Below are 12,030 nucleotides of genomic sequence, written 5' to 3' on the forward strand. Positions count from 1 at the left end.
CGCGGAGTCGCAAGTGGGATCAGACCAATGGCTTTTGTCGCAAGCTTTTGGTATCACCACGCTTTTTCTTCTTTTCAATTCGGCGCTTCTTACTCGCCTTGCTGGGTTTGGTGGCAATTCGGCGCTTCTGTACCTTGCCGGCACTCGCCACCAGCTCAATAAACTGCTCCAGCGCCAGTTCGCGATTGTGGGCCTGACTGCGAGTCGCCTGGCTCTTGATTATAATTTTTCCGCTTTGGGTAATTCGGTGGTCACTTTTACTGAGCAAACGCTGCTTATAGAAATCCGGCAGCGAGGAAGACTGAATATCAAAAATCAGCTGAGCGGCAGTGGCCACCTTATTCACGTTCTGCCCACCGGCGCCACTGGAGCGGATGAACTGCCACTCTAGCTCACTCTCCGGCACAGCTACACGTTGCGAGATTTTTATCGTATTCATGTCAAACCTCCGCCTCGAAGAATTCGCCGCTGAGTTGCCTGCAGCACCAGCCTGGGATTAGCGCAGACCAGTGTCAGCTGCTTCCGTGCCCGAGTGATCCCGGTATAGAGAAGCTCTTTCGTTAACAATGGCGTATCGTGTTCTGGAACCACCACCACGGTATGGGTAAACTCAGAGCCTTGCGATTTATGGATGGTCATTACGTACGCTGTTTCTACATGCGTCAGCCGTGACGGCAACAGCCAGCGTAAACTGCCTTTCTTGTGGCCCCGGAAAAGGACCCGCGGGGGTTCATCCGGACGGCGCTGGACCACAATGCCGATATCACCGTTACGCAGATCCAGGCTGTAATCATTCTGCGTAATCATCACCGGGCGGCCAACAAACCATTGCTCACTGGTCACGCGATCGCCGTTCAACCATAGCGTAGCAAGTTCATTTAAACGCTGCATACCCCAGTCGCCGCGACGTAACGCAGCCAGCATCTGAAATTGCTCAAGCTGCTCTAATAAAGCTTCGCCCCAGGCAGCATCATCATGAAAGCCTTCAGCTCCGGCGCTGACCAGCTGTTGTAAGGGTTGATAGCCTTGCTGCACCAGCGCTTTGAAGCTTGCTGCTGAGTTTTTGCTGACCTGTAACAACTGAATATTGGCCAGTTTTGCATCTTCTCTGGTAAGCGCTTCAGCCCGGGTTAACCATTCCCTCAACCAGGCCGTACGTTGCTGGTTAATCTCTGTTGCCAACTTACCAATGCCCTCGTCGGCCTTAAAGCGGCGACTTTCTCTGAGCATAACGGTGTGCTGCAGATAAGGCCACTGTGACGCGCCTTCGGCGTCAATCAGATCGTCGGCAAGCCTGATTGACTCCTGCGCACCCACGTCATCGCCGCGGCTCACGGCCGGGCTGGTGAGTGTGGCATTCAGCCATTGCGCCAGATTTGCAGCATAATGCCCCTGTTCAGCTTCGTCGCATAGTTGGCCAAGCACTGCACCGGCCTCAACCGAGGCCAGTTGATCTTTGTCGCCCAGCAGAATTAATTTAGTGGTGGTTGGCAGGGCAGCAGTAATGGCCGCCATCATTTCAATATCAACCATTGATGCTTCATCAATAATCACCACGTCGGCGAGCAAGGGATTATTGGCATGGTGTCGAAATGCACGACTACGCGACTGAGTGCCAAGCAAGCGGTGCAAAGTGACCGCCTGGTTCTCAGTGAGCAAGTCACTGTACTCGGTTGGTAAGCGCTTGAGCTCTTCGTTAATAGAATCTTCCATGCGCTTAGCCGCTTTCCCCGTCGGCGCTGCCAGCCGTATCCGAAGCGGTTCGGCATCGGCTCTGTGCTTTTGCAAAGTGGCCAGCAACCGCACCACGGTATAGGTTTTGCCCGTTCCAGGCCCACCGGTAATTACCGTGAAGCCGCTACGCACTGCCATGGCGCATGCCAGCCGTTGCCAGCTTAATGTCGTCGCAACGCCAAATAAGTCATCAAGCGTCTCACGCAGAGCGTCCGTCGCAATGGGCTCCTGCTGGGCCATTCGCAACGCCAGATCCTGTTTGATCTGTTGCTCATAATCCCAGTAGCGACGTAAGTACAAGCGCTCCTGGCCCTGCAAGACCAGCGGCGAGTTGAGTGTATTGACGGCCGTCGACTGCGCCAGTTGTTCAACGATGGCCGGACCGAGCGCGGCCACCATTTCAGTGGCTGATGCACATAGATGCACGCTGCTATAAGAGGCGTGCTCTGGTGGGATTTGCAGGGTGGCTTCAGGGTCCTGCCAGAGCTCGTTCAGCTCAAGGCATGGATGGCCATGCCCTAACTGATGACTGACTAAAGCGGCCAGCACCGCGACGGCCTCAGCATCGGCACCTAACTTGCTATACAGGTACTCGGCAAGACTCAAATCAATCGCACGCAACCAGCCTTGCTCATACCAACCCCTTAGATTCGCGATTAACTGCATAGCGCCTCCGGGTGTTCAAACAGCTGCTCCAGCTCTTCAATAAGCGCCCGCTCGGGCCGATGGAAAAAGGCCCCCGCTGAGGGAGCCTGATGCCCCCGAAGAAACAGGTACAAGGCGCCACCAACGTGGCGATCATAATCATAGTCAGCCAGACGCGCCTGCAACAACTTGTGCAGCGCCAGGGTATAAATAACAAACTGCATGTCGTAGCGACTCTCAAGAATTTTATCCCGCATTGCTGCCGGTAGGTAGGCACTGTCATTGGCGCCTAAGTAATTCGACTTGTAATCAGCGACATAGTATTTGCCCTGCCATTCAAACACGAGGTCGATAAAGCCTTTCAACATGCCGTTGAGGGTCGTCGCGAGCACGCGCGGGCGGCCATGCTCTGGCAACACGTACCCACGTACGAGCGCGTCGAGACGCTCGGCATCCACCTGGTGCGCAGGAAACCAGAATTCCGGTTCTGCCTGATAACTCGTTAGATCCACCAGCCGACAACAGGTCTGTTCCGTGTCACCCAGTACAAAATCGGTGTGCAGGTACTCATGCAACCAACCCTTGAGCAAATTTTCATGCTCATGCCAGGGCGCCAGTTGCGTTCGTTCTGCAACCCACGGACCGAACCTTTCCGGATCAGCAACAACCTTGGCAAAGCCCTCGTTGGCGGCATCCTCCAGCAAGTTATGTAAAAAGGTTCCTGGTGTCGCGCCGCGCGGGAAGCTATGAATACTATCTGCGACAGGTTGCTCGACCACCTCGGTCTGATCTTCATGCATAGCTTCGACCACGTTGCTGCCCTCAGCATCATCACTGGTCACCCATTCGCCGTAGCGTAGCGCACTGTAGCTGGCTACCCACCAGGGTTCGAAGCGGTGCGTTGCTGGCATCCTGCAGACATGAACCTCAGCAGGCGATGCCTGTTCGGACTGGAATTGGCTCAGGGTCTGAAACTCAGTTAAATCTGCGGTACGGCTCACATCAGGCAACATAAAGTCGGACAGCTCAGGTAGTGGTTGTTTGCCACCCTCTCCACCTGCGCCATGCTCAAACAAGTAGTTAATGGCGCTATTGCCTCGTGTCTTGTAATCCGCCAGCCCGATAAACGTCGCGTATTGCGCACGAGTGACCGCGACATAAAGTTTGCGCAGCTCCTCGGCAAAGTTCTCTGCCTTAATACGTTCCGCAACTTCCGCATCCTCACCATCCAGCGCAACCCGTAGCTTCCCTTCGGCATCGTGGTAGCGATGCGGGTAGGCCGGGGCGTCCTGGCGGGCGCGGGACGCAAAGGGCAGAAACACCAATGGATACTGTAACCCTTTTGATTTATGAATGGTGACCACCTGAATCAGCTCGGCATCACTTTCCAGTCGCAACTGCATCTCGGCACTACTGGCGCGGTTATTGTCGCTTTGTGCCTGTTCAATATGCTCAGCCAGAAAACGTAGTAAACCATGATTGCCCTCTACCTGCTGCGCTTGCTGTTGCAGTAGCTCCGCTAAATGCAACACATCGGTCAACTGGCGCTCGCCATTGGCTTGCGCCAGTAACCGTGCCGGAACCTCGAAGTCATGCAGCAATTGTTGCAGCATCGCCAGCACGCCATGGCGCTGCCAGGCATCGTGATAGCTGGCAAATTGTTCAGCGAAACTGTCCCAACGCAGCTCCTGATCGGTAATATTGGCCAGCTCCGCAAGGTCGAGCCCCAGCAGCTCACAGGCAAACACCCCCCGGAGCCGGCTTGGATCACGCGGATTCGCGCAGGCATCGAGAAGACTGTAAACGTCCAGCGCCAATTTGCCGCCAAACACTGAGTCGCGCTCGGACAGATAAACGCTACCCACCGCACGCCGCCGCAGGGCATCACGTATCAACCGCGCTTCAAAACCATTGCTGACCAGAATTGCAATATGCTGCGGCTGCAGCGCCTCAAACGCACCGCTTTCACGATGGTGAAAACCCGCGGTCGGGTCATTTAGCAGACTTACAATTCGCTCAGCAAAGCCGTTGGCAAGAGCTGCGTCGAGCTCCGGGTTGTTGGCTTTTGTGCTGCCCGTGGAAGGTACCAGATCAAACTCCAATGCCGGCTGCACCTGCTCCTGGCAAACAAAATCAGAACCTAAACCGTTGGCGGCGACAGGAATAAAGGGCAAGGGATTTTCATCTTCGGCCTTAAACAAAAAGGCCCCCCGTGGCGCTTGTTCTGCCTGTGCAAAAAGGGCATTAACCGCGCCCACCATCGCATGCGTGGAGCGAAAATTGACCGCTAGGGTATGATGACGGCCGCGCGTCGCCAGGCGCGCCGCGAGATAGGTGAAAATATCCGCATTGCGAAAAGAATAGATCGCCTGTTTAGGATCGCCGATCAGGAAAATACCCTGTTCTTCGTCAGTTTCAGCGATACGGTAAATACGATCGAATATTTCGTACTGCACCGGGTCGGTATCCTGAAATTCATCAATCATGGCGATGGGGAACTGCTTGCGCAGGGCAGCGGCCAACGGCTCGCCATTTTCGCCGCGTAAGGCATCCCGCAGCCGCGTGAGCATGTCGTCAAAACCAATTTCGGCGCGTTGCTGCTGCAGCTCACGAAAGCGGCTTCGGGTCCAGTTGGCGGCGTGGCGCAGCAATTCTGGGGTAGGATCTGGCAGCTGCTGTTGACGTTGCATTGCCTCTTCGACCAGCGCCGGGAATGCCAGTTCTGTTGTACTCAGCTCAACCTTAGCGGCATCTTGCACGCCTTCGGTAGTCAAGCGCCGCTGTGCCGCCGGCGTAAGTTTTGGAAATAATGCGACGTCCGCGACTTCGTTGTCCAGCTCAATGAGCCAGTCGTCGAAATCAGCCAACCAGTTCGTCAGGTTCTTAGCCGTCAGCTTGCGGCCATCGATAAGAGCTTTATTGCCCAGCTTAGGGACAAAACTCTCGCGAAATTGCGCAAGACGTTGTCGCCAAAGCCCCGCATTATGAAATTCACTGCGAAACGCTCGCTCAGCCTCCAGATACCGCTGAATAGCCCCAAGATCGCCTGGCCCTGACTCACCATCATGGGTTTGTACCAGCTCGCGACAACGCTTCACGATAGCTTCGGGGCTGGCAAAGGTCGCCGTCATTAACTGGTAGCTGGCAAGGTCATGAGCTGCAGTCGCAGCAATAAAGTGGCGCCAGTAGTCCTGCGCGGCTTGCAGCCGCAGCTCACTGTTATCGGCGTTCAGCGTTTGCGTGAAGAGACTGCCACTGGCGAAGGCATGCTCACTGAGCATGCTATTGCACCACCCGTGAATCGTTGATACCGCCGCCTCATCCATTTGTTGTGCCGCTAAATCGAGTACCCGCGCCTGCAATGGCCAGGCGGCCTCCGGGTATTCGCTGCGCAACTCGCGTAAAAAGCTATCCACTGCCGTCAGTTCACCGCGAAAATACGCTGCAGCTTCGGTTAAGCGCGCCCGGATGCGATCCCGGAGTTCCTCGGTCGCGGCCTCGGTAAAGGTCACGACCAGGATCTCGCGTGGCGACCTCATCCGCGCACCGGCATGTTGCTGACCTGGGTCTGCTGCATCGTGTCCTAACACCAGCCGCAGATACAACGCGGCGATGGTGTAGGTCTTTCCGGTTCCCGCACTGGCTTCAATCAAATGGCTGTTACGCAGCGGAAAATGCAGTGGTACCAGAGGTTTTGCGGCAACATCATTCATTAGTTGCTCCTCCGCTCAAGCATTCAAGTAAGGGCAGGTATAGTTTCTCAGCGAGCAGCGTCGACTGATTTTCCACCTCAGCTAAATCGGTAAACGCGGGATAGAACCGGCTCATATATCGTGCCCGTAACCGCAGCGGCCCGGTACTATTATGCCGCGTCCCCTCCTCATAAAAACGCTCGGCGGCATCGTTTAAAAATGCGAAATCGCCTGCGCTAATAAAGTCCGCTGCTCCTTTGCTCAGAGATTTCTTCCAGCCTTCCAGCACCAGCTCCAGATGCACCGGCAGCGGCTCTTGTAAGCCTCGCTCGGCACAGTCCAGAATTTGCTGCAGCTGTTGCTGCGCACATTCCGGCGTGAGCGCGGTCAGGCTCAGCGTTTTTTCCTCGCTGATCAACTGCGTGGTGGTGGCCGCTTTGGTGTTCAACAGCAGGTGCTCAAGCCAGGTTTGTGCCAGTTTGAGGTACCTGGGCTGACCCGACTTTTCCACCAGCCTGGAAGCCGACAGCTTCAGTCGCACACGTTGGCCGGCAGCATTTTTCCGCAGACCGGTAAATGTATCGGCCACCCGTAACCTGGCGCCAGCCTGCACCATTTCCTGCTCCAGAACGCAGGGATAACGCTCACACTCTGCAGTTACCGCCAGCCACAGTAACTGTCCGGTCTGTATCAGGCTCTGCTTCTGCAGTTCGCCCCCTGCACCACCACTTAAACGCCCTTCTCGTTGCAATCGCTCGCTATAGGCATTGAGCCAGTGCAACCAGGTATCAGCGTCAGCATCTTCATCGGCAGCGGTCAGCAATGGCTCACTCATGGCAGTAATTAACTCCCAGCGTGTCAGACCATCGAGGGTAAAAAGCTCTTCGTCATTTGTTTCCACGCGGGCAGTCGGTAAATAGGACTGAAAGCGCAGGTTCATTAACCAGCGAGCGGGCTCCTGGTAAAAGTGATACAGCTGACGCAGGTTGACCGCGCCTTCTGGTAACCAGGACTCAGCAGCCGGCTGGACTTTAACAGGCTGAGGCTGAGGTTGTTGTTGATGTAAGCTTTGCCACTCACGCGCGAAGGTAAAATAATTCTGACCACTTTGAGGCTGGCGAAAGTACGCCGGATTAAAGGGCTGTAAAAAGTGATGTTGCACGGGGGCCTGCGCGCCAAGCTGTTGCAGGTGATCACGTAATTGACTGACCAGTACCGATGGCGGCTTGTCCGTGTTGTCTTTAATACTGCGCCCACACCAGCTGACATACAGCCAATTGCGCGCGGACAACAGGGCTTCCAGAAACAGGTAACGATCGTCCTCGCGCCGCGAACGGTCACCGGGACGTGAGTCCCTGGCCATCAGATCGAAATCAAATGGCTTGCGCTGGCGTGGATACTCACCGTCATTCATCCCCAACAGGAACACCCCCTTGAAGGGGATTGCCCGCATCGGCATCAGCGTCGCAAAGTTCACACTACCGGCCAAAAACCTTTGGTTCAGCTGATGCTCATCGACCCGTGAGAGCCAACTTTCAACCACCACCGTCAGGGGCACCTGATCGTGAAATTGTGCCGCATCGGCAGCACTGACCCACTCTTCCAGCTGCTTACGTAAACGATTCAGTAGGAGCTCGTCGCTGTCATCTGTTGCCTTGAACAGACGCCCCATCAAAGTAAGTAAACGCTCACTCCAGGCATCCGGAGTCAAAGCTTCGGTGGTCATTGAAAAGGCGTCACTGAGGGCCTGTACCACTTGCTGTAAAGCCCCCGCAGCGTTAGCAGCCAGTCCCCCCACCTCCGGATAGGGTTCATCGTCCTGCCAGGCCGAGTCGATATCGGGCTGGCTGCCGACGGCATACCCCAACAGCATACGCCGCAAACCAAACAGCCAGGAATTACGCCCCGCGGCTGGCGGCAAGCCCAGTTGCTGGCGATGCTCTTCGTGCAGAGCCCAGCGCACGCCCGCTTCCTGCAACCAGGTTTGTAACTGCACCACATCCTGCGGGCTCAAATCAAAGCGCTGTTGCAGCGCCTCGACCTGCAAAATATCAAGGATCTCGCTGGCGGTGGCGCGCTGCAGATTTAAGGTCAGCACGTATTCTAATGCCACCAGTATCGGATGCCTGTGACGCATCCCCTGATCGGCAATAGTAAATGGGATGGAACGGTCATCGCCACGCTGGTAACGGCCAAACACAGCACTGATGTGCGGGGCATAGCCATCCACATCAGGCACCATGACAATAATGTCACTGGGTTTCAGATCGTCGTGCGTGGCAAACAAATGCAGGAGTTGGTCATGTAAGACCTCGACCTCACGTTGCGGACTATGGCAGCTGACAAACTGCAGCGAGTCATCGTTATCAGGCAAATTACCCCACAACGATTGCGCTTCCTGATTGCTGCGTAAATTTAAGATATCCGACTGCAGCTGGCTCAGCTGTGTCGGCTGGGCCGGGAGGTCCTCATCAAACAAATCAAATGCGACACTCTCAAACTGAGAGCCTTTTTCAGCAGTAGCATCGAATTGGTCCAGCATGCCGATGTAATCGCCGCCCTGCTTCCCCCAGGAGGCCAGCAATGCATGGGTTTCACTGTGCAGGTTGCTAATATCAAGCTCCGCCTGCCCCGGCTTTCGCCCCTGACGCTTGCGTTTAATTTCCTTAAACAGGTCGCGGCCATCAATACTGTCCATCCAGAAATGCTTACAGGGGTTGTGGACACACAAAATCACCTGACAACAGGATGATAAGGCATGCAAAACCTCGATCATTTGTTGCGGCAAGCTGGAAATGCCAAACACAATGATTCGCGGCGGCAGCCCGGGCGGCCGTTGTTGTGGTGTCAGGGCGCGCGCAGCAGTGACAAAACGGCGATGTAGCTCAGCCCGGTTGTTCCATCGTTCATTACCGACGTCGGCAAGTAACGCACGCCACAGCAATGGCTGCCAGGCGTTCTCTGCATCCGCTTGGGTAGCACCGCCCTCAGCCCAGTCGGCAAGCCAGTCGGCACGATACATCTGGTACTGATCAAACAAGTCGGCAAGGCGTTCACAGAGCTGATACAACTTGCGCTGCTCGCTGTCATCACGCATGTAGTTTTGCAGTGCTGCAAACTCAGGTTGACCCAGGTAGCGAGGCAACACCCGCAGCAGACGCCAGGTTAAGCGGTCTTTATCAAAAGGGGAGTAGCGCGGCAGGTTTTCACCAAGCACCGCACGATAGGCTTGCCACTGAAACCGAGCCGGTAAGGTCACATCCAGCATCGCCGCAATGCCAGTTGCTTGTGCCAGATGCAGCTTGAGCCACTGCGCAATCCCATTCGACTGTACCAGCACACATTCGCTCTCTAATGGAGCAAGAGGGGCAATCCTTGTAAGCCGGACAACCAGTTCGGTAAGATCCTCTAACCGATGCCCGTGGGCGACGATTAATCCTGCGCTTTGTTCACTCATTTGCTATCCTCTCCATGCATGAGGATCATCCTACCCAATCATGCCCGACTAGGCTAGCAAGTCTGCACGACATCTAGTGTCGCGCGAAACTCTAAACGAGGAGTCGAAGATGAAAAAGTTACAGTTGTTACTCGTCCTGCTATTGCTGATTCCCCTTGCCGGTTGCGCAAGTCAGCCAGCAGACAACGACGGTATCGCCGTCAATGATAATCTTGAGACTATTTACAACTTTTCTCACCCAGCCCCAAATCATGCCACCGGCGGACAGCCCAAGAAACATGAAGTTGCCATGCTTGCTGATGCCGGGGTCGACATGATCGTGAACCTGCGCAGTCATGCCGAGATGGCCGACATCCATGAAGCCGAATGGGCCACCCATAATCACCTGGCCTATTATCACATTCCAATCGCCGGCGCCGACGATCTGACGGAAGAGAATGTGAAGCTGTTTCATCAGACCTTATGGCTGAATGAAGACAAAAATATCTTTATGCATTGCGCCAGTAGTAATCGGGTTGGAGCTCTGATGGCATTACGCGCCGCCTGGTTTCAGGGTGCTGATACCGCTGAAGCCCTGGCGATCGGTGAGCGTTACGGCATGACCAGCCTGCGCAAGCGTGTTGAGGAGCTGCTCAACGAATAAATATATGCTAGAATGCGCGCGCAATTTTGACCTCGGATTTGCGATCCGAACCGCCAAAAGAAGGACAGCTCCATGTATATTTGTGCCGCACTCTATAAGTTTGTGGAAATTAACGATTTCGAAGCCTTTCGTACCCCACTCTACGACTGCCTGGTCGACAATGGTGTGAAAGGCACCCTGTTACTTGCCCGTGAAGGCATTAACGGTACCATTTGCGGAACCCGTGAAGGCATTGACAATGTGCTCGCGTTTATTCGCTCACGCCCTGAATTTGCCGATATTGAGCACAAGGAATCACCTAGCGATACACAAGCGTTTTACCGCACCAAGGTCAAACTCAAAAAAGAGATTGTGACCATGGGTATCGACTGGGTCGATCCGAAGAATGTGGTCGGCACCTATGTGGATCCTAAAGACTGGAACGATCTGATCCGTGACCCTGAGGTTCTGCTCATCGATACGCGTAACGACTACGAGTATGCAGTCGGTACCTTTGCAGGTGCGGTGAATCCGAAAACCGAAAGCTTCCGCGACTTCCCTGACTACGTGAAAGATCATCTTGACCCTGAGCAGCACAAAAAAGTAGCCATGTTTTGTACCGGTGGTATTCGCTGCGAGAAATCAACAGCCTACCTGAAGTCGCTTGGCTTCAATGACGTCTATCACCTGAAAGGCGGTATCCTCAAGTACCTGGAAGAGGTGCCAGAAGAAGAGACCACCTGGAACGGCGACTGCTTCGTTTTCGACCAACGCGTGACTGTCCGCCACGGCCTCAAACAGGGCGATTATGACCAGTGTTATGCCTGTCGCATGCCCATTACTGAGACTGAAAAGCAATCTGAGCACTATCAGAAAGGCGTCAGTTGCCCCCACTGTTATGATCAGACCACAACTGAGCAAAAAGAGCGTTTTGCCGAACGGGAAAAGCAGATTCAGCTGGCCAAACAACGCGGCGAAGCACATATCCGCGACGGAAAAGTTGAAGGAAGCCGATAACCCTAATCGTTTGTATCGATTTCTCTGTTCGCCTTGAAAGGGTCTATACTGACCCTTACATCTTATTGTAGAAACAACAATTTAGAACCACAGGCAGGAGTTTACAGATGCAACAGCTAAACGTTATTGGTCTTGAGCAGAAACATGCAGAACAGCTCGCTGAGAAATTGAATCAGCTGCTTTCCAACTATCAAGTGTTCTACATGAACGTGCGCGGCTTTCACTGGAATGTGAAAGGTCAGGAATTCTTTGAGCTGCACGCCAAATTCGAAGAAACCTACAACGACTTGCTCATGAAAATTGATGAAATTGCAGAGCGCATTCTGACGTTGGGCCAGCGCCCCTTGCACGCCTATTCAACTTACATCAAGAGCAGTGAAATCCAGGAAGCGAAAGATATTCACGACGGCAAAGCTTGTGTACGTGAAATTCTGGAAAGCTATCGCACCACTATTCGTCTGCAACGTGAACTGCTGGGGTTGGCCGGCGACGCTGACGACGAAGGTACATCTGCACTGATGAGTGACTACATTAAAGAGCAGGAAAAAACCGCGTGGATGCTAACATCCTATCTTGGTTCCTAATTCATTGATTTCTTTGCTATGCTGAAAGCAGCAGTACCTAAACACAGTCAATAAACCTAAGGACGATTTCATGAATAAAGTTATCGGCATTATTTTACTTGTGGTTGGTATTATCTTGCTTTACTTCGGCTACCAGGCGTACAACTCGCCAGCTTCAGAAGTTTCGCAAGCCGTCACCGGCGAAACCACGGATGACGCCATGTGGTATCTGATCGGCGGCGTTGTCGCAGTTATTGTGGGCCTTTACGGCACAGTTCGCGGCAGAAAATAGGCAAGTCG

General features: G+C 54.2%; 8 protein-coding genes. 4 read left to right on the forward strand and 4 right to left on the reverse strand.

The annotated features are described in order from the left end of the window. Nucleotides 1–19: 19 nt before the first annotated feature. Genes arfB through recC form a run of 4 tightly spaced genes read right to left on the reverse strand, consistent with a single transcriptional unit; the run spans nt 20 to nt 9,528 of the window. The gene (gene arfB, locus J6J28_RS08985; protein ID WP_301721205.1) at nt 20–439 is read right to left on the reverse strand and encodes an alternative ribosome rescue aminoacyl-tRNA hydrolase ArfB; all 420 of its coding nucleotides are present in this window, start codon (nt 437–439) and stop codon (nt 20–22) included. After that, nucleotides 436–2,400 carry an exodeoxyribonuclease V subunit alpha gene (gene recD / locus J6J28_RS08990; RefSeq protein ID WP_301721206.1) on the reverse strand — a complete coding sequence of 655 codons (1,965 nt, stop codon included), beginning with the start codon at nt 2,398–2,400 and terminating at the stop codon, nt 436–438. Before recD ends, arfB begins: the two co-directional genes overlap by 4 nt. Beyond that, nucleotides 2,391–6,092 (reverse strand): exodeoxyribonuclease V subunit beta, encoded by a 3,702-nt coding sequence (gene recB, locus J6J28_RS08995; protein ID WP_301721207.1) that lies wholly within the window; start codon nt 6,090–6,092, stop codon nt 2,391–2,393. The genes recD and recB overlap by 10 nt, the downstream gene beginning before the upstream one ends. Then, nucleotides 6,085–9,528 (reverse strand): exodeoxyribonuclease V subunit gamma, encoded by a 3,444-nt coding sequence (recC, locus tag J6J28_RS09000; protein WP_301721208.1) that lies wholly within the window; start codon nt 9,526–9,528, stop codon nt 6,085–6,087. The genes recB and recC overlap by 8 nt, the downstream gene beginning before the upstream one ends. A 109-nt stretch (nt 9,529–9,637) precedes the next feature. On the opposite strand from recC, the gene J6J28_RS09005 reads away from it, so the two are divergent. The 4 genes from J6J28_RS09005 (at nt 9,638) to J6J28_RS09020 (ending at nt 12,022) form a co-directional block, all read left to right on the forward strand. Next, a complete protein-coding gene (locus tag J6J28_RS09005; RefSeq protein WP_301721209.1) occupies nt 9,638–10,171 on the forward strand; it encodes a protein tyrosine phosphatase family protein in 534 nt (177 codons plus the stop codon). 72 nt (nt 10,172–10,243) lie between these two features. Continuing rightward, nucleotides 10,244–11,167, forward strand: a complete 924-nt coding sequence (trhO, locus tag J6J28_RS09010) for an oxygen-dependent tRNA uridine(34) hydroxylase TrhO (RefSeq protein ID WP_301721211.1) — start codon at nt 10,244–10,246, stop codon at nt 11,165–11,167. 107 nt (nt 11,168–11,274) lie between these two features. Continuing rightward, on the forward strand, nt 11,275–11,751 hold the full coding sequence (locus J6J28_RS09015) for a Dps family protein (RefSeq protein WP_301721212.1): 477 nt from the start codon (nt 11,275–11,277) through the stop codon (nt 11,749–11,751). A gap of 70 nt (nt 11,752–11,821) precedes the next feature. Beyond that, a complete protein-coding gene (locus J6J28_RS09020) occupies nt 11,822–12,022 on the forward strand; it encodes a DUF3185 family protein (RefSeq protein WP_301721214.1) in 201 nt (66 codons plus the stop codon). Nucleotides 12,023–12,030: the final 8 nt, after the last annotated feature.

Source organism: Pseudidiomarina terrestris (assembly GCF_030466375.1).
GTDB classification, from domain to species: domain Bacteria; phylum Pseudomonadota; class Gammaproteobacteria; order Enterobacterales; family Alteromonadaceae; genus Pseudidiomarina; species Pseudidiomarina terrestris.